The organism is Cohnella fermenti, from assembly GCF_004801405.1.
In the GTDB taxonomy this organism is placed as follows: domain Bacteria; phylum Bacillota; class Bacilli; order Paenibacillales; family Paenibacillaceae; genus Cohnella; species Cohnella fermenti.
This window is the reverse complement of the sequence record NZ_SSOB01000008.1, coordinates 1-18,588: the sequence shown is the minus strand read 5'-3', so window position 1 is coordinate 18,588 and position 18,588 is coordinate 1. Positions and strand designations below refer to the sequence as shown.

Here is an 18,588-nt window from a genome sequence, read left to right as displayed (position 1 = left end):
CGGGGCGCCGACATCGAGGGTGGGGGCGAGGGACAGGAGCAGCGGAAAAGAGGGGCGAAGTTCCCGGTCTCATTCCGTTTATTCTGTCAACATTGACAAGCCTGGCCGATAGTCTCGGCCAGGCTTGTCAAAATTACAACTTTTAAGAATTTTCGGCCGGCGAACGGTCCAGATAACGATCTGCCCCCTTGTAGACGAACCCTTCCGGTTCCTTACCCATGAACTTGAGCAGCCGTAGCTTCAACTTTCCAATCAAGCGGCCTAACGAAATCTCGGGCTAAGCCGGCAATTTATTCAACCTCCCAATTCAAAAGCGTTATTGCTAATAGGCAAGTACAGATACGGCATTGACATAATGAGTGCCCGAAGTGCTGCCCCAAGATTCGATATTGATTCTATCCAGGTAGGAAGCGCTGTTCTCGAAGCCGCAGCCGCTCGCTTTCAGCACATCGTTCACATAAACATCGAACTTGTTCGTTCCCGGATTGGCGACAAATCCGAATTTGTAGAACACACCGCTGCTGTAAGATTGAATGGTATGTTCCCCGGAGGAATCGACATACTTGATGTTGCCGTCGCTATGGAACCTGATGCAGCCGACCCGTACGCTTGCATTCTTCAGTTCAAAATCCAAACCGTGTCCGCTCGCTTGATCGCTTCTGACATACGCAGCCGCATTGACCCACCCGCTATGCGCCACGAACGTTCTGCTCATGCCCGATTTGGCTGCGCCGCTTGAATCCTGAAGCCGAACGCTCTTGTCCTCCGCGGAGGGCACGTTCTCCACCGTGATTGTCCCTCCCGTTGCATCGACGGCCCATCCGCCCGGAAGGAACCCTTGGGGCTCCCGGTTCCAATCATCGTCGATCATCACAAGGACATTCGTCCATTCCACTTCATTAACGTAATGCGTTCCCGTTGTGCTGTCCCAGGACTCGATGTTCAGGCTGTCCAACGAAGATGCCCCGCCGTTGGCGAAGACGCAGCCGCTCGCTTTCAGAACGTCGTCCACGTAAACGTCGAACTTGTTCAGGTTAATGTTAGCGATGAATGCAAGCTTGTAGAACGCGCCGCTGCTGTAAGCCTGTACGGTATGCTCGCCGGTCCCGTCGATATACTTGATATTGCCATCGCTATGGAAGCGAATGCATCCGATCCAAGTGCCCGCGCTGCGCAATTCGAATTCCAAGCCGTGATTGGTTTGTTCCGGCCTGATGCTTGCCGCCGCCCTCAGCCACCCATTCTGAAGCGTGTAGGTCTTGCTCATTCCCACTATCGCGGACCCGTTCGTATCCTGTAATCTGACGCTTTTATCGGTCGCAGACGGAACGTTCTGCACCGTGACCGTTCCTCCGGAAGCAACCGTAGTCCACCCGGCCGGGCCGATTCCCGTCGTATCCACATCGAAACGGTCCCGCGTCAATAACGGAAAGTCGAACCATTCGAACTCCGCGCTCACCCCGGCAGTGCCCTGCGCGATCAACCCGATCTTGTTGATGGCAAAGGCAATTCCGGTATAGGTCGCTCCCGTCGTCCACGTGATTTCATCATGGCTATAATCGAGCGTGCAAGTCGTCCCGCTTTTCTTTATTCTCAGATAAACCGGATTGGATTGGAACGCAATCTTACTGTTGGACGGCGTTCCGCCGGTCTCCCTTGCAACTGAGACGCACAGCCCTCCTGCCCCGCTGTCGTAACCGTAACCAAGCAGAATATAGTTATCGTCATCTCCATACGCGATCAAACCTGCGTTCTGGTAATTTGCAACGGGCTGGAAGTTCAATTTTGTGCTGGCCTGCCACTCCGGAAGCATCGGGGTATCCCGCAGCAGAATATTTTCCGTCGTATTGACCGGCCCCCAAATGTCTTGGCTCTGAAGCGTAATGCTCATCCTTCCAGGCTTTGACGTCAGACTCCAGTTCGCGGCATCTTCCCTGATCCAGCTCCAGTTCGGATTAAGGGTTGCGCTATCAAACTCATCGGTATGCGCAGGAGGAAGCGCCTGGTAAACCTCCCACTCGGACAGGGACGGATTGCCGCTGATTGTGTTAAAAATATAAAATCGGATTTTGGATGTGCTCACGGGTATGATTGGCATCACCCGTTTTGCCTGAACGCGTTTGCCGTTAAAGCAACTGCGCCATTCGCCAATGACATGATCCCAATACTGCACCTGGAATCTGTCGATGCTGGAACCGGACGCTTCTTTTACATAAAACTTGCTGATTGTCACGCTGGATGCAAATTCGAGCTGCACCCACTGGTCGGCGGATGTCGCGGCCGTCCATGCCGTGCCCAAATTACCGTCCTTGACATTCCCCGCGCTGCCGCTGTTCGTGGAAGCCGTGGCGGACGCCGCGGCGGCAAGGTTCGCCCCATTGACCTCAAGCGGCTCCTGCATCTCGACATTGTTGTAAAAGCTGAGTCCGCTATTGTCGTACTTCTTGTGACCGCCTTGGGAGCCGACATTGACATTATCGTAAATGGTGTTGTCATGCACGATGCCCGTGTTGTTGATATCCAACAGCGCAATCTCGCCCACTGGCGCGTAGATGGATCTCGGATCCGGATTCAGGCAATCGTTGTAAAAGACGCTGTTCTTGATTTCGATATCGACGTTGTATGACGGATTATTCATAATCATAATCGCGCTGTTGGCATTGTCGTGGAACAGACATTGATCGAACACGACCCCGTCGTTCGAGCCTTCGTAGTCGAAGCCGGCTCCGTCGTAGCAATCGTTGCGTCGGCCGTCAGCGAATTCGCATCGGACAAAAGTCACATCCTTGCAATGTTGGGCAAAGCCGCTGCATGAACCGACGTAGAAATAATCGTTGGCGCCGCAAACGGAGATCAGTTCCGTTACCGTTGCATTCTCGAGACGGAACAACGACAATGGAGACGAACCCATCTCCAACGCAGTGATCCCCGAGATCGTCACATCTTTGATGTTATAGGCCCCGTCAACGCCCCCGCCCATATCGATGCCGACCGTACAATTCTCGAATACGCAATTTTTAATGTAGATATCCGACAGCGCAACGGATGCTCCGGTATCCCCCGCTCCGATCGACACGGCGCGTGGCAGAATGTCGCCTGCCGTCAGGCTGTGATCTGCCAAGTAACAATCGTGAATAAACAAGTTCTCCAGTCGCACATATTGGAGATTGGTTCTCGTTCCGGCATTTGCATTAAGAGCCGTCGGGAAATTCGCCAGCTCGAGATCGCGTACTTCCCAGCCGGAAGGGGTATCGATCAGAATTCCAACATCCAAGGACGCATATTGGAAGCAGTCGACCAACACGTTCGTATCGGTGGAGGAGGGGTTTTTGTCAGACCTCACGACTATCTTGATCGTATGCGTGCCATCAGGCAGCCCTTGTACGCTGTAAAGCCATTGCTGCAGCAACGACGAAGCATTGTACAGGTCCACCGTCTTCTGAAGAACGTTGTCCATGTATACATCCGCCTTGCCTTCATTGCTCCCTTTAGGACCGATCCAGGCAACGCTGGTTCCTGTGAATGTAAATTGCACTTCGTTGCCTGCCGTATTGGAATGATGAAAATCGTTGTTGTAGTAACCCGGTGCGGATGAATTGTAGCCCCAAGAGCCGGTATACGTTATACCCGAATTGTCGTCGTTGATCTTCGTCGGGCCAGAGGCGGGCCAGTTGCCGTATAGCTTCGGCGCGTCACCAGCGCCATAGGCGCCGACAACGATCGGCGATGCCGATGTGCCCGTACCTTTGAGGGATAACGATTCGTTCCATACGTCTCCGCGTTTGATAAGCAGCTGGTCTCCGGGTTGATAGGTCAATGCGGAAGCTTTGGTCAACGTTTGCCAAGGCGCCGAAGCACTCGTGCCGGCATTGCTGTCATTTCCGGATGAGCTGACATAATAGGTCGTTGCCAAGATTTAACCTCCTTCAAGATAGAAGCACCGGGAGGAACGGCACGGCACACAAAGCACCTTGCCGATCCTCCCGATCCTTCAACGTTTACTATTCGTTCGACGAGACATTGAACCCTCGACTCTGGAATACCGCTTCCATTTCTTGCAGCGCGCTCGGATATCCGATCTTGTCGTTGAAGTACTTCAACGTCTCATCCCAGCCCTTGTCGAACTGTTCCTCGTTCTTTGCGGCGAACAGCTTCGCGGAAAATTGCTGCTCGAACTCTCCGTAGATAAAATCGACCACTTTATTCGTCGCTTCAGAAACCCCGGAAGAGATATACCCTTTGTTGTCGAAGCCGCCGACAGACAGAATCCCGTTCTGGATCGTATAGTTGTCGGGCGATACTTCGAACGGATAGCTGTGCGGCCAACTGTACGGGTTGTAGCCGCCGGTTCCCGGTATAACGCGACCGCTGTAGGTTTTGGACGCAATCGATTCATTGCCGCCGCCAAGACCTTTACCGTAATAGTTCTCTTTCAAATATTCCGTATCGTCATTTCTGAGAGCTGCTAGCAGTTGCTCGTCCTTCCACACCTTCTTGCCGTCCTTGATCTCCCACAGGCCGAGGCTTTCCGGTCCCCATTCCGCCAAGTCCTTCGCTTCCTGGGAGAGCGTCCAATCCCAGTATTCGATCAATCTGGGTATATCTTCGAAGTCTTTGTTGACGTAGAAGCTCCACCCTGTCTTGCCTACATGATCGATTCCCACGAGCGTTGCCCCCGGCTCCAGAGGCAGAGGAATCGCCCGCAGCGAATCGTTCGGATCCGCAGCCTTAATGGCCTGCTGCACGTCTGCATTCGTAGAGTAGCTGCTCGACCACATAAACGCCTTAACTCTGCCCTGCAATATTTTGTCGTTCAGTTGATCTGTCTTCTGTATGGCGAAGTCCTTATCCAGCAGCCCCTCAGTATACAATTTATTCATGTACTGCCAGTATTCCTTGCTCATATCGTCGGTCAGGAACGAGCTGACCTTGCCGGTATCCGGATTCAGCTTCCACGATCCGGTCAAGCCGAATGTCGCGCCGAAGTGCGGCTCCAGCCAGATCGGGATCGAGAACGGGATCACATCCTGGCCGTTGACCTGAGGCATCGTCTCTTTGATCTTTTTCAGGAACTGGTAGAAATCTTCAGGCGTTTTGATTTCCGGCTCGATCTTGTACATGTCGGCGGTCGGTTTTTGCCCCGTCTCATTGATTAGCTTGTTGATCTCTGCATTCGGAGTAAACTTGTAGCCCAACTGCTTCAATAGACTTTCCGAGGTAAAGAACACTTTCCAGGTTTGGTTCGGCTGCGCAAAGGGATCGTCGGGATAATCCGCTCCGTCCAGCATTGGAGTGCCGAAGCTGTACAGCTTGCCGTCGATCAACTGGTCCTTCCAATATTCCTCCGGCACCAGTTCCATGAAGTTGGGCGCATGCTCCTTGATCAAGTCCCCCAGCTCCGCATACCGTCCGGTTGCCGCAATCGCGGCATTCGCACCGGACGTCATGATGACATCGGGCAGTTCGTTGGAGGCGATGAACAGGTTGAGCCTCTCCTTCAGCGTCATCCCTTGCAGGTAGCTTACCTCTCCGACCTGGATGTTGAATTTCTCCTTGACGTACTGAGCCATGACGTCGTCGCTTTCATTCACCCAGGTCGGCAAACTTTGCGTGTCGGAGAATATGTTGTACGTCAACAGCGGGAGCTCCGGAGCTCCTGCTCCTTCGGAAGCGCTTCCATTTGAGGCGGAAGTTTCGCCGTTCGATGCCTCCGATCCTCCGTTGTTGCTGTTGCAGCCTGCCAGTGCGGTCGCCATTGCGAGCATGGCGATCGCCGGCGACATCCATTTTCGTTTGCTTCTCATCGATTCTGTCCCCCTATTGGGCGATATTAATATTGCAACATTATCGTATCAAACCGGGCGCCCCCCGCAATACGAGCCTGGCTTGCGAATTTATCCGTTTTGTTCTCTCCTTTTGTTCGCTATGTTAAGCCTGATGTCCAATCGGTTATGGAGTTCCCCCTTTGAATTTGCCGGGAGAGACTCCGGTCAAATCCTTGAACAGCTTCGTGAAGTAACGATAATTGGGCAATCCGCATGCCGCTCCGACCTCATAAATTTTCAGATCCGTTTCCATGAGCAAATATTTGGCCCTTTCAATTCGATACCGCGACAGGTAGTCGGAGAAGCTCTCCTTCATCTCCAGGCAAAAAATTTGCGAAAAATACGTTCGGCTCAAATGGCAGTGATCCGCGATTTCCTGCAGCGAGATTTCTTTGCCATAGTTCTTATCGATATATTCAATCGCTCTGCGGATTTCCAAGCGGATATGCCGAGGATCAACGTTGCTGATCCGGGTGGCGAAAGCGCCATTGATCCGGCGGCAGACAGCCGAGAACCAGCCTTCGATATCCTCTAATGTCTCCAACCCGATGACATAATCATAAGGGACGTAATCGAACCCAAAGACCTCAGAGTAGGAGAGCTTGTATTCCTTGGCAACCGTGTTTAAAAACATGAGCAGCTCAAGGCAAATCTGACGAATATAGACGGGCTTCACCGGCTTTAATCTCAGTCCTGAGAATATGGAGTTGAAATAGTCGTCGATCTTGGCGGTATCCGCCAAGATCGCTCTGACTCTGTCGTTCTCCGGCTCCGCAAGCCAGAGATTCGGATTGCCGTTATCGTAGTCCAGCTCCGAGTAATGAATGACCTTGCTCTTGCCGCAATAAAGCTTCCCTTCGAGCGCCAGCTTCGCTTGCATGAACAGTTGATCGGCAATCGCCGGGCCTTCGCCGATTCTGCTGATCCCCGCTGAAGCTTGTATGTTCAAGTACTTTCCGATATTGTCCAGAATCGTCTCGCACGTTTCGAATATTCGATTATTGACGCTCATGAAGCTTTCCTCAGGTCGATAATCGACCAAGATGCCGTACACCCCTTCGTCCACGCGTCCGAAAATACTCGCCGTCCTTGGCAGCGTGGCATCGATAACGTCCAATACGGACTTCAGCAATCCGTTTAATTCCGATTTCGCGAAGGTGCTTCTGAGCCGGTACATGTCGTCGATCTCAATGGCGGCAACGACATATCTGGCAAAGCCCAGACGGAGATCCAGCTTGGATGCGGCTTCCGCGGCTTGCTCGCGATCCCGCCATACCCCGGCGAACAATTCCTTCAGCAATTCCTCCCGCAAAGCGGGTTTGCCGCGTTCGGTCAGATGACGAATAAGCATCTGCTCATTTCTGCTGGCATGAAGCTCCTCCAGGTCGCCAATCGCGGTTTGCAGGACAGCGATCAGATTGTCGGGCTTGAGCATATGCTTGAGCAAATATTCCGAAGCCCCGTTCTTCAAAGCTTCCTTAACGATGTCGAAGTCATCATGGCAGCTCAGTACGACAATTTTGCCGTCGAATCGGTCCTCTTTAAGCCGTTGAATCACTTCCAGACCGTTCATCAATGGCATCTCGATATCCAGAAGCAACAAATCGGGCTGCGTCTCGCGAGCGAGGCGAACGGCTTCCTCGCCGTTAGCTGCATCGTCCGTCAGCTCGATGCCAAGCTTGTGCCAATCGATCATCGAGCGCAGGTCCATCCGAACGAGAATATCGTCGTCGGCAATAAGCGCCTTATACATACCGATCAGCCTCGCTTTCCCGGAAAGCAGGCAAGGTCAGCACGGCTCTCGTATACTGTCCAGGCACGCTGTCGTAGACGATCCCGTACTCGCTGCCGAACTGCATGACGAATCTCTCATGAATGTTTCGGATGCCGATGCCGCTGAACTGTCTGCCGCCGGACCGCTCCTCCGACCAGATCTTTGCGATTTGCTCCGCATTCATCCCGATGCCGTTGTCATCGACGGTAATTTTAAGATCGTGATATTCCTTCCGAACGGATATCCGTATATTTCCTTTGCCACTCTTCGGCTCAAGCCCGTGATTGATCGCGTTCTCGATGATCGGCTGCAGGGAAAGCTTGACTGTCATGAACGAGAGCACCTCCTCCGAATAATCGAATTCCACGGAATACCGATTTCCGCTGCGATAATTCCGCAGCAGAACGTATTTTTTAACCATATCCAGCTCCTGCTCGATCGTAATGAACGTCGATTTGTGGCTGATGCTCATCTGCAGCAGCTCGATAAGCGCAGACGTCAGTTCCTCTATGCCATCCATCTTTTGCAATCTGGCCATTATTTTGATCGAATTGAGCGTATTATATAGAAAATGCGGGGTAATCTGGGCTTGCAGGGCGTTCAACTCGGCATCCCGTTTTTTACGGGCCTCCAGCTTGATGGTGTCGATATGCTCCTTGAGCTCCGCCACCATGATCTTGTAGCTGTCGGCCAACTGGCCGATCTCGCTTCGATTGCGAATGTCGAGGTTGATCCGGAAGTCCCCCTTCTGCACCCGCCTCATGGTAAGGATCATCCGGCGCAGCGGGATAGTGAAGTAGGAGGAAATCAAATAAGACGCGGCGACCGACATGACAATGCCGGTGATCAGGACGACGGATATCGATTTTTTCACTTGCGCGGAATTCTGCAGCAAGTAATCGATCGGCACTTCCGCAATATAGATCCAATCCCCCTGCTTCGATACGTTGTATTGGATTTTGTATTTATCCTTGCCGCGACTCCAGTCGAACGTGCCGCTCGGCACCGCCCCGTTCGCGATATCATCCAGGTAGCCGCGCTCTTCGCCGCTCGACGCGCCGCTGCCCTCGTATACGATCGATCCGCTTCGGTCCGCGATGATCAGGTTTCCGACACTTTTGCCGCCGATATCATCAAGCACGGAGGCCGGCAGATTGATCGCCAGAACACCGAACGGACGAAAGGTTTCCTTGTTGTACAAAGTGCGCGCGAAGGTGAAGACCTCCTTGTTCGTGTCCCGCGCAAACTCGTTGTTGTGGACCCCGATCCACACCGGCTCCGTCACGTTCTCGAACGCGACATGATAGAATTCCGTTGTTTTGCAGCCTTTTTGGTCCCGTTCGTCCAGGTTTTCCGTAGAGATTACAATTCCACTTTCGCTGCATAGATAGATGGACCCAATATATTTTTTCTGGGAGAGCGTCAGGAGCATATCGGAGTTGATATCGTATTGCCGGTTAAGCAAATCTTCAATTTCCAGGCCTTTGAGCTCGTTATTTTGAACCGAAGGATTGATGACGATCGGAATGCTGGCTTTCAGCACCTCATCCCTCATATCGTCAACCCGATCCTTGAACTGCTCCAACAGCGATTTCGAATAGACGACCGTCTGCTTGTCCACGACACGCGAGGAGCTCTCATAAGATACGATGCCGACGCCCAGCACCAGAATAACCGAGAACAACAGAAACAAGAACAACAGCTTTGTTTTGATCGACAAATCGGCAACGAATCGCGCCAACGAATTCCATCGGTATCCGTCTTTGTGCATATACGTGCCACCTCCCGGATTATAAGCGCTTACAATAAGGTGCCGCATATCCGCCAATCATTGATACCCATTTTAGTTCCATGTGTCGAATCCTGCAAACAGCTGTAAGGGATACATCGCCGTTGTGGCAACGTATCCCATATCTCTCTCCCTGCGGCTTCCATCCCCTTACATTTTCACGGCTCCGATCATCGTGCCCTTGACGAAATACTTCTGGGCGAACGGATAGATGAACACAATCGGAAGGGTCGTAACGATCAATACGGCCATCTTGTAGGATTCGGCGTTCACTTTCGGCTTCACGCCTGTCGTCATCGCATACACCTGCAGAAGGTTGTCAATCTGCGTCTCGCGCAGGATCACTTGGAGAATCAGCTGCAGCGGTTGCAGATCGGGCTTCGTCACGAATAGCAGCGCATCGAACCAGGAGTTCCATTGCGTGACGCAGATGAACAAGGTCACCGTTGCGAGCACGGGTATGGCAAGCGGCGCGTAGATGCGGAAGGCGATTTGCAAGTCATTCGCCCCGTCGAGCATTGCGGATTCCTCCATGCTCTCGGGAACGTTCTCCAGGTAGACTTTAATGAGAAACATATAGAATCCCGAGAAGCAACCCGGTATGACGTAGACCAGAAAGTTGTTGAACAGGTTCAGATCGTGGATGAGAACATAATAAGGAAGCAAGCCTCCGCTCAGGTACAGGGGGATAACGAAAAAGATGAACAGCATTCTCCTGCCCTTGAGCCGCTGCTTCGACATGGCATACGCGCATAAGCCGGTAACGAGCACGAACAACGCCGTGCCGATGATCGTCCTGCCTGCCGATATGAGGAAGCCTTGTATGACCCTATCGTCTTTGAAGATCATCTCGTAATTTTGCCAGGTCAGTCCTCTCGGCAAGAATACGACGCTGTGCTGCGCCGCCATGATCGTATCGCTGATCGAGAAGGACAGCGCATAGATGAACGGGTACACGGTAAGGAAACAGAGAATGAGGAAAACGATGCCGACGAGAATGTCAAAAAGATTCAGCTTGCTTTTACGCATATCCATTTCTCCTTCTGATCGAATTAGAACAGCGAATAGCCTGTCAACTTCTTTAGGCCTTTGTTCGAGACGAACAGGAAGAGGATCGCCATTATCGACTGCGACAATCCGATCGCGGCGGCATATCCGTACTCTCCGTTTCGGACGCCCCGGAAATAGGCAAAGATGTCGATGATGTCCGAATGAGTAGCCACCATCGGATTTCTAAGTGCATAAGCCGGCTCGAATCCGCCCGCTCCGCTGAAGAAGGCGGCAATCGTCAGGATCAACAGCATCACGATCGTCGGCAGAATTCCCGGCAGCGTAATATGCCAAATTCTTTTGAAGCGCGATGCGCCGTCCACGAGCGCCGCTTCGTACAACTCCGGATTGATCGCCGTCATCGCAGACAAGTACAGGATCGAACTCCAACCGAGTTCCTTCCAGATCGAAGCCACGATGAAGATGCCCCAGAAATATTGGGGATCGCGGAAGAAGCCGATCTTGTCCACCCCGAGCGTGTGGAGCAGCAGGTTGACCGCCCCCGTGTCTTGATCGAGCAGCCGATACAGCAGCCCTGACACAATGACCCAAGAGATGAAGTGAGGGAGATAGGTGATCGATTGCACGAGTTTCTTCAACCTCGCAGGACCGAATTCGTTGATCAAGATGGCGAATACAATAGGCAGTGGGAAGCAAACAAGAATATTCAGCGTGCTTAACACTGCCGTATTGCGAACGGCGCGATAGAAGTCGGGATCCGACAGGAAGGCATTGAAATTAGCAACGCCGTTGAAGTCGCTGCCTCCGAGACCGCGCAGTATATCATAGTCCTGAAAGGCCATAATGACACCGTACATCGGTCCGTAGCTGAAGACAAGAGTCGCCATTAACGCAGGCAATACAAATAAATACAGAATCTTCTGCTCCCACACTTGACGCATCCATCTGCCGGCGCGTCGATTGGCATTATCCATGTGCGTAATCTCCTTTGGCTCTATTGCAGTTGTAGGTCATCGCTTGCTTAAGCTTGGTGATCTAATTATAAATTCGAAGCTTCGATAAAGAAGCCGCTTACAATTACGAAAATAGGATATTCATTTATCCATTTCATGCTGTTTGTTCACCGCAATGTGCAAAATATTACGAAAAGCAGGACCTGTCTGCGCCGTGTGACAGTCGGATTAATGAGATGCAAATCTACATCACATTGTCTCGAATTGGCACAAAATCTAACAAAGAGATGCAAAAGTGCATCTCTTGGGGACGGTTAACGGCCAATAAGCGGCCTTTCTGGGAAATCAGATGTATTTTTGCATCTCTTCAGCGTTATTGCGGCGTTTTTCCGGATATGTAGTGTATTTTTGCATCTCATTGGACAGTCGGAGCGCCGCCATCGAGGGTGGGGGCGAGGGACAGGAGCGGCGGAAAAGAGGGGCGAGGAGAAGAGGGAGCAACGGGAGTGGAGGGAGAACGGGAGCAGAGCTGCGGCGGGGGGAAAAAGAAACGCGGCGCGGGGCTACAAAGCCCCGCACCCTTGAGCGATGCGCTCCGCCTCGTCGTGGTCTTCCTCCTCGAGGACGGCGACGAGCATGATGTCGCGGCCGGTCACCACGTTCTCCGGGCCGCCGGAGCTCATCCCGCTCGCGCTGACGTTGGCGGCGGCGAGCACGCCGGCGTCCGGACCGTCGAAGTCGCCTCCGAGCGTCAGTTGGCCGAGGCCGGGGAACTCGCCCGCGATCGTTCCACCGACCGTGTCCAGACTCTGGACTCCCGTGCCGGCGAAGCCGTCGATCCGCTCGATGGCGTAGTCGATCAGGCGAAGCTCCTTCATCCGCTCCACGGCTTCCTTGGCTTGATCGGGCGTATTGAAATAAGCAAACAGCGTTCTCTCCGCCATGGGATGCTTCCCTCCATTCGCAACTCGCGGGTAGCATCTGTCTCTCGCAGGCGAAATATGCACAAGCGCCTCCTCCGGGTTAATTGATCTCAATCGCCATCGGAGTTAAACGTGCAATGACAATTCGGCTTTAGAATGAAGGAATGACTTCCCTGCGGCATTGCTCCCGATCGAACGGACCGTATCGGACCATTCGCACAGTTCGCACTGTTTCGCATTGTTTCGAAGCTTTGTTCGGAGTTTGTTCGGAGCTTGTTCGGAGCTTGTCCCGAAGCATTGCTCGCAACATTGCGCACACTATTGGGGCTCACATGCAATCGTCAAGGAGGCGAGGCCATGACGGCCTGGTGGAGAATCGCTCCGGCAACGCTGAAGTCGGCTCTCAAGTGGACTCTCGTTGCGGTCATCCTGTTCTTCCTGGTTCGCAACATTCCGGTCAAACCGTCGGAGATCGCTTCGTTCCTATACCGCGCGAACGCCCGGTTCTACGCGTCGCTGCTGCTCTTCTCCCTGTTCCTCATGATGCAGGCCGGCATCTGGGTGCTCATCGTGCGGGCAACAAGCTCGCGCGAAGACGCCGCCACGATGCCGCGGCTCCGGATGGGAACGGGGCTGCAGATCTTCATCGACTCGCAATTCGCGAAGTACATTCCCGGCGGCGTCTGGAACTATGCCGGACGCATCGTGCTCGCGGGGCGCGAAGGCATCTCGTTCGAGGCGCTGACGGCCTCCGTTATCTACGAGACCGTGCTGCTCGTGGCCGCCGCCTTCCTGTACGCCATCCTGCTGCTGGCGATGCTCGGCTCCGTGCCGCTGCTCCCGCTAATTCTTGTCGCAGCGGCGCTGCTCGGACTCGCCTACGCGTTCTACCCGCGGCTGGCCTCCCTCACCGCCGGAGCGTTCGCCTTCGCGTCGCGCTGGAAGCCGGTGCAGAAGCTGATCCGGCGCTTCAACGGGCCCGGAGACGACGGCAAGAAGCTTGGCGCCGCCCTGGCCATCCTGCCGCGGCATCGCTTCTTCGGCTGCCTGCTCTGCTTCCTGGCCAGCCACTTCGTCATGGGGATCTCCTTCTGGCTCATGGTCGGCAGCTTCGATCGGGGGCAGATCGGCGTTCTCTATGCGGCGGGAACGTTCGCGGCCGCCTGGCTGCTCGGCCTGCTCAGTCCGCTTCCCGGCGGCCTCGGCGTTCGGGAGGGCTTCCTGGTCTACTTCCTGTCCCAGAAGCTCGACGCGAATGCGGCCCTGCACATCTCGGTCATCGCCAGGCTGTGGAACATCATGGCGGAAGTGCTGTTCTGGCTGCTCGTACACGCCTTCCGCTACCCCTTCACAAGGAGGAAGAGAACCCTTGAACCGTAGCCGAATCCTTCTCGTCACCGGAGTGTTCCCGCCGGGAATCGGAGGCATGCAGAACTATTACTATAACCTCGCCAAGCACACCAAACACGAGATAACCGTGCTCGCCGCCGACTATCCGGGGAGCTCGGCCTTCGATCTGGAGCAGGCTTTTCCCATTGTACGGGGTGAATTCCTTCGCGGGGAGAGCGTCGACCTCGGCCGCTGGGGCAGCCTGTTCCGTCATGTCCGCCGGCTGCTGCGCCGCGAGGAGCCGGACGTCACGCTGTACGGGTACGTGCTGATCGGCTTTATCGGCCTGCTGTTCCATTGGTTCGGCGGCAGGCGCTACATCATCTCCACCCACGGGATGGATATGCTCATGTTCCGAAGATTCCCGGGATTAAATCAAGTCGTGAAGCTCATCCTGAGAAAAGCCGACGGCGTGCTGACAAACAGCGAATATACGAGGAGACTCGTTCTGGAGTACGGGGTGGATTCGAGGAGGATCAGCATTGTCAATCCGGGAGTCGAGTCGATCTACCATAAGCGGGAACCGAGCCCGGAGCTGATCGCAAGGCATGATCTGGCGGGCAGGTACGTGCTGCTGACTGTCGGGAGACTGGTCACGCGCAAGGGGCACGACCGGGTGATCGAAGCGCTGCCCGCGATTCTGAAGCGAATCCCGAACGCCGTGTACATGATCGTCGGCGACGGGCCGGAACGGGAACGGCTCGAGCGGCTCGCCAAGGAGGAAGGAGTGGCGGATGCGGTCCGATTCGTCGGGAGCGTCAGCGGAAGCGAACGGTTGAACGAATACTTCAACCTGGCCAGCCAGTTTATCATGGTGGCTCGCGAGCTGAAGGAAGGGAACGCGGAAGGCTTCGGCATCGTCTACCTGGAAGCGGCGTCCGCCTGCGTTCCGGTCATCGCCGGCCGTTCGGGCGGCGCTTCCGAGGCCGTGCTGGACGGAGTCACGGGCCTTCTCGTCGACCCCGAATCGACGGGCGAGATCGCGAAGGCGGTTGTGCGGCTGCGCAGCGATGCCCCGCTGCGGGAGCGCCTTATTCGCAACGGCTGCCGCCGGGCCAAGACGCAGTTCCAGCATCACGTGTTGGCCGAGACATTCGACATGTACATCGACCAGGTGTGCGCCAGCCCCGCCAAGCGCCGCAAGCCGGCCAACAAGCCGGAGCCTGCGGTCGGCAAAATCCATTCCTAAGCGGAGCCGCCGGAGGCTTCCCGCATCCGTTATTCGTTACCCCCGCAGGAGCGACTCCGCCCCGTCCACATACACGACGGAGCCCGTCACATGATCGGCTTCGGGCGAAGCGAGGAACAGCACGACGTTCGCGACCTGCCTCGGGTCGCCGGGCGCGTGCCGCAGCGGCTGATTGCCCTCCGGATACTCGACCGGGATAACGATCTCGTCGACCTCCGGCTCCCGCTCCGTATTCTCTCCGATGTTCGTGCGGATGCTCCCCGGACAGACGGCGTTGACACGAATTCGGTACCTCGCCAGCTCTAACGCCGCCATTTGGGCCAATGCGACTTCCCCTGCCTTCGACGAACTGTACGCACTGAACCCGAAGTTGGAGAAGATCCGGTTGCCGTTCACTGAGCTGGTGATAACGATGCTGCCGCCGCCGGCCTCCTTCATCGGCCCGATCGCGTGCTTCACGCACAGGAACGTCCCCGTCAGGTTGATCCAGATCGTCGTCTCCCAATCCTCAAGCTCCATCTCCTCGAGCGGAGCCAGAACGCCGTTGACGCCCGCGTTGGCGAACAGGATGTCCAGCCGGCCCCAACGCTTGCCGATGCTCTCCATCGCCTCCTTCACCTGCCGTTCGTTCGCGATATCCGCCAGCACCGTCATGCAGCGGCTCTCGCCCGCTTCGGCGGTCCCGTCCCCGGCTTCCGTCGCAGCAACGGCGGCAGCCTTCACAATCCGCTCCGACGCTTGCTTCAATTCTTGCTCGTCCCGCCCGAGAATAGCCACCTTCGCGCCCTCCTCGGCCATTCGAATCGCCGTCGCCAGCCCGATCCCCGAGGCTCCCCCGGTAACGAGCGCCACCTTGCCCCGCAGCCTTCCCTGATAAGCTCCGCTCTTCTCCATCGCGAACTCCTCCTTGTCGGGTCTTCTCTCTCTAGTCTTACCCGAACTTCGGACAATCGCTCCGTCTCGTGCGGCCGCTTCGCTTAACCCTCGAATACCGTCTTCAGAAATTCGGTTGTCTTCTCCAACGTCAGCGCCAGTTCGCGCTCGCTCGCCTTATAATTGAACAGCGCGAACGCGTGGCTGCTTGCCGGGAGCAGCTCGAGCTGCGCCGACACGCCCAGCTCTGTCAATCTCGCGGCGTATTCGGCGCTGTCCTCGGGCGGCACGATAGAGTCGGCCAAGCCGTGCATGAGCAGAGTCGGCGGATGAGCGGCCGTCAGGCGCAACAGCGGAGACATCTCCCGCGCACGCGTATGCCGCTCCAGCCAGCTCTGCGCGCTCTCTTCGACGGCGGCGGCGATTCGGCGCTTCCAGTTCCCGAGCAGTTGCGTGATCGGGTTGTACAGAATCAACGCGTCGGGCACGCACGAGACCGCATCGGCGCTGCCCTCCTCTTCCTCGTCGTCCGGCAGAGTCGTCACCCCGGCCGCCAAGTATCCTCCCGCCGATTCGCCGACGAGCGCGATGCGCCGGGGATCGATGCCCAGTTGCTCGGCATGGCGGCGCACATAACGCACCGCTTCGCGGCAGTCCGCCACCTGCTGCTCCAATTGCGCCCCGTCCGGACGCGGCGTCTCGCCGTCGAGCTCCATCAGCCGATACTCCACGCTGACGCATACATAGCCAAGCGAGCTGTAATAGCGGCACTGCGGCAGCAGCACCTCTGCCGTTCCCGAGGTGAAGCCCCCGCCATGAATCCATACAATGCACGGCGCAGCGCCGCCGCCCTCTTCCGGCCGCATGACCAGCAGCCGCAACTCCTTGTCCCCCGCCTGGCGGAAGAGGAGCGAATCCACCGGTTCCCCGGATAAGATTTTCCAATCTCTTGCCATCTGCACGACCAACATCCCCTTCTGTTCTATCGTTCACCTCTACTATATCAATTTCTGGTTGCCTGACAACATCGGAGGGAGGGGAGGGTTCGCGAAGAATAGAGGATTTGCGGAGTTGGTGTCGAATTCCCTTCTACCCCCACCCCCAATTGTAGGAATGGATGTTGATGATGGAAGAGAATACGAATGCTCCGACTCCGGCCTCGCCTGTCCCCCGAACAGCCGCCGGAGCGGCCCGCCGGGGCGGCCGGAAGAGTCCCTGGATCGTTGCAATCCTGCTGCTGCTCGTCCTGGCTCTGCCGGCGGCTTACTTCACCATGCCTCAGTATTATGCTTTTACGGCGCTGGGCGACATCGTCCCGATGCGGGAGATCGGCGTGAACGCAAGCGTGCACTTCGTCTACGTCAAGGAAGGCATCGCGAGCAGCCGTTACCAGAAATACGCCGTTCAGCGCGAGATGCCGGATGCGGTGTTCACCCGCGTCGATCCGTCCGCCGTGAACGACTACGACGAGATGCTGGACATCGGGGAGGAGCTGCGCAACGAGACGATCGTTCATGCGGTCGAATCGGTGAACGAGCTGGCGTCGGATGCCGCTTCGGAGGAACAATCGGATACCCGATTGGACGAGCTGATCGCAGACACGTCAAATTATTACGGAGATTCGATCGGCCTCATGCTCGGCATCGGCCTGTACGAAGAGACGAGAAGCACAGACTGCTCCCATGGCGGCGAACTCGTCATTGCGGGCACAGGAACGCTGGAAGCCGATCATTCGGTCGGTTCGGTCGGCGCCATCCGCGACAAGCTGCGAACGGCCGAAGCGCAAGGAGTCGATCTCTTCTTCGTGCCCAAGGATAAGCTGACGTTCTTCTACGAAGGGCTCAGCAACGAGGAGGAAGCCGAGCTCGTCAAGCAGGAGCTGCATCTGCGCCTGGATGTCGTTCCCGTCTCCACCCTCGAGGAAGCGATAACTTATTTGGAAGGGCTGGACCCTGCCGAGACCCCACTACCTTAATCCGGAGCGTGTACCATGAAGCTGAAGTCGGAATGGCTCTCCCAATTGTTGAAGATCTTGCTTGGCATTCTCTGCGTATTCGCCGCGACCGACCTGGTCTGTTCCGTCGCCTATGCGATCGATTACGACTTCTTTGTCGATTCGCTCTATTCCCTTTACGGATTCGTCGAGATTCTCTCGTCCATTGTGTACTATGTCGTCCTCGTGTTGTTCCTTATCTGGATCTACCGGGTTCACATGGACTTGAACAGGCTGTTCCTCGCCTATCCGCGGACTCCCGGCGGATCGCTCGCCGCCATGATGATCCCGTTCTACAACTTCTACGGCATTCCGTCCACCTTCCGCATCATCGGCAGCATCACGCAGGATGACTCGGAGGAGGCTCGTGTGCCGGGCCGCTGGATCTTCGGGCTCGCCGCCCCGCTGCTCTTCTTCCAGTTCGGCACCAACCTCCTGAATCGCTTCGTGTCCAATGCCGACCAGATCGGCTCGGGGCTGCTGCTCGCATCCAGCGCCGCCCAGCTCGTTCTGTACGGAATTTATTTTGCGCTCGCGCTTCAGATCTCCCGGGGCCTGAGAATCGTCGCCGATGGACAGGAAGAGAAGGCCGCGCAAGCCGACTTCCTCCCTGGCGATTCCTCCTCCACCGTTCAAGCGGAAGGCTAAGCCAAGGAAGGCCGTCCCGACTGTGCCCGATCGTTCTCGTCTCCGCCGCAACATCGCCTCCTTCCAGGCATACACTGGATAGATGACCAACAAGAGCCCAGCGGTGCAATGTCAAGTAGGTGAAACTGTGAAATTGGAAAAAAGTCAGGACGAAACGCCATCGGTGCCGAAAAAAGCGAACACCAAGCGAGACCCACCATGTTGTCGAAATTTTCAGACGA

At 55.7% G+C, this 18,588-nt stretch carries 13 protein-coding genes; 4 read left to right on the top strand and 9 right to left on the bottom strand.

Annotated features, from left to right (window positions below):
* Positions 1 to 322: 322 nt before the first annotated feature.
* From E6C55_RS07795 to E6C55_RS07765, 7 genes are all read right to left on the bottom strand, one after another.
* The gene (locus E6C55_RS07795) at positions 323 to 3,913 is read right to left on the bottom strand and encodes a beta-xylosidase family glycoside hydrolase (protein WP_136369222.1); all 3,591 of its coding nucleotides are present in this window, start codon (positions 3,911 to 3,913) and stop codon (positions 323 to 325) included.
* A gap of 88 nt (positions 3,914 to 4,001) precedes the next feature.
* Positions 4,002 to 5,804, bottom strand: a complete 1,803-nt coding sequence (locus tag E6C55_RS07790; protein WP_136369221.1) for a type 2 periplasmic-binding domain-containing protein — start codon at positions 5,802 to 5,804, stop codon at positions 4,002 to 4,004.
* Between the two features lie 145 nt (positions 5,805 to 5,949).
* Complete coding sequence (locus tag E6C55_RS07785; RefSeq protein WP_136369220.1) at positions 5,950 to 7,578, bottom strand: response regulator transcription factor; 1,629 nt, start codon at positions 7,576 to 7,578, stop codon at positions 5,950 to 5,952.
* The gene (locus E6C55_RS07780) at positions 7,571 to 9,370 is read right to left on the bottom strand and encodes a sensor histidine kinase (protein WP_168735530.1); all 1,800 of its coding nucleotides are present in this window, start codon (positions 9,368 to 9,370) and stop codon (positions 7,571 to 7,573) included. The genes E6C55_RS07785 and E6C55_RS07780 overlap by 8 nt, the downstream gene beginning before the upstream one ends.
* A gap of 168 nt (positions 9,371 to 9,538) precedes the next feature.
* Positions 9,539 to 10,417: a carbohydrate ABC transporter permease gene (locus E6C55_RS07775; RefSeq protein ID WP_136369218.1), complete on the bottom strand. Its 879-nt coding sequence runs from the start codon at positions 10,415 to 10,417 to the stop codon at positions 9,539 to 9,541.
* A gap of 23 nt (positions 10,418 to 10,440) precedes the next feature.
* Positions 10,441 to 11,373: an ABC transporter permease gene (locus E6C55_RS07770; RefSeq protein ID WP_136369217.1), complete on the bottom strand. Its 933-nt coding sequence runs from the start codon at positions 11,371 to 11,373 to the stop codon at positions 10,441 to 10,443.
* Positions 11,374 to 11,915: 542 nt separating this feature from the next.
* Positions 11,916 to 12,296: a hypothetical protein gene (locus tag E6C55_RS07765; protein WP_136369216.1), complete on the bottom strand. Its 381-nt coding sequence runs from the start codon at positions 12,294 to 12,296 to the stop codon at positions 11,916 to 11,918.
* Between the two features lie 336 nt (positions 12,297 to 12,632).
* Here E6C55_RS07765 and E6C55_RS07760 point away from each other — a divergent pair, with 336 nt between their 5' ends.
* Both E6C55_RS07760 and E6C55_RS07755 read left to right on the top strand, forming a co-directional pair.
* Positions 12,633 to 13,655: a lysylphosphatidylglycerol synthase domain-containing protein gene (locus E6C55_RS07760; protein ID WP_136369215.1), complete on the top strand. Its 1,023-nt coding sequence runs from the start codon at positions 12,633 to 12,635 to the stop codon at positions 13,653 to 13,655.
* Positions 13,645 to 14,853 (top strand): glycosyltransferase family 4 protein, encoded by a 1,209-nt coding sequence (locus E6C55_RS07755; protein WP_136369214.1) that lies wholly within the window; start codon positions 13,645 to 13,647, stop codon positions 14,851 to 14,853. The genes E6C55_RS07760 and E6C55_RS07755 overlap by 11 nt, the downstream gene beginning before the upstream one ends.
* Positions 14,854 to 14,889: 36 nt before the next feature.
* On the opposite strand, the gene E6C55_RS07750 is transcribed toward E6C55_RS07755, so the two are convergent.
* Both E6C55_RS07750 and E6C55_RS07745 read right to left on the bottom strand, forming a co-directional pair.
* A complete protein-coding gene (locus E6C55_RS07750; RefSeq protein ID WP_136369213.1) occupies positions 14,890 to 15,747 on the bottom strand; it encodes an SDR family oxidoreductase in 858 nt (285 codons plus the stop codon).
* Positions 15,748 to 15,830: 83 nt separating this feature from the next.
* Complete coding sequence (locus E6C55_RS07745) at positions 15,831 to 16,682, bottom strand: alpha/beta hydrolase (RefSeq protein ID WP_230986611.1); 852 nt, start codon at positions 16,680 to 16,682, stop codon at positions 15,831 to 15,833.
* A gap of 167 nt (positions 16,683 to 16,849) precedes the next feature.
* Here E6C55_RS07745 and E6C55_RS07740 point away from each other — a divergent pair, with 167 nt between their 5' ends.
* Entirely contained in the window at positions 16,850 to 17,701 is an 852-nt protein-coding gene (locus E6C55_RS07740; RefSeq protein ID WP_136369211.1) for a hypothetical protein, read from the top strand.
* 15 nt (positions 17,702 to 17,716) lie between these two features.
* Positions 17,717 to 18,367 (top strand): hypothetical protein, encoded by a 651-nt coding sequence (locus tag E6C55_RS07735; RefSeq protein WP_136369210.1) that lies wholly within the window; start codon positions 17,717 to 17,719, stop codon positions 18,365 to 18,367.
* Positions 18,368 to 18,588 lie beyond the last annotated feature (221 nt).

What these genes read in the sequence shown, in the direction of transcription:
- E6C55_RS07790 (WP_136369221.1), bottom strand. Translation starts at nt 5,804, where the DNA reads ATGAGAAGCAAACGAAAATGGATGTCGCCGGCGATCGCCATGCTCGCA.
- E6C55_RS07785 (WP_136369220.1), bottom strand. Translation starts at nt 7,578, where the DNA reads ATGTATAAGGCGCTTATTGCCGACGACGATATTCTCGTTCGGATGGAC.
- E6C55_RS07780 (WP_168735530.1), bottom strand. Translation starts at nt 9,370, where the DNA reads ATGCACAAAGACGGATACCGATGGAATTCGTTGGCGCGATTCGTTGCC.
- E6C55_RS07775 (WP_136369218.1), bottom strand. Translation starts at nt 10,417, where the DNA reads ATGCGTAAAAGCAAGCTGAATCTTTTTGACATTCTCGTCGGCATCGTT.
- E6C55_RS07770 (WP_136369217.1), bottom strand. Translation starts at nt 11,373, where the DNA reads ATGGATAATGCCAATCGACGCGCCGGCAGATGGATGCGTCAAGTGTGG.
- E6C55_RS07765 (WP_136369216.1), bottom strand. Translation starts at nt 12,296, where the DNA reads ATGGCGGAGAGAACGCTGTTTGCTTATTTCAATACGCCCGATCAAGCC.
- E6C55_RS07760 (WP_136369215.1), top strand. Translation starts at nt 12,633, where the DNA reads ATGACGGCCTGGTGGAGAATCGCTCCGGCAACGCTGAAGTCGGCTCTC.
- E6C55_RS07750 (WP_136369213.1), bottom strand. Translation starts at nt 15,747, where the DNA reads ATGGAGAAGAGCGGAGCTTATCAGGGAAGGCTGCGGGGCAAGGTGGCG.
- E6C55_RS07745 (WP_230986611.1), bottom strand. Translation starts at nt 16,682, where the DNA reads ATGGCAAGAGATTGGAAAATCTTATCCGGGGAACCGGTGGATTCGCTC.
- E6C55_RS07740 (WP_136369211.1), top strand. Translation starts at nt 16,850, where the DNA reads ATGATGGAAGAGAATACGAATGCTCCGACTCCGGCCTCGCCTGTCCCC.
- E6C55_RS07735 (WP_136369210.1), top strand. Translation starts at nt 17,717, where the DNA reads ATGAAGCTGAAGTCGGAATGGCTCTCCCAATTGTTGAAGATCTTGCTT.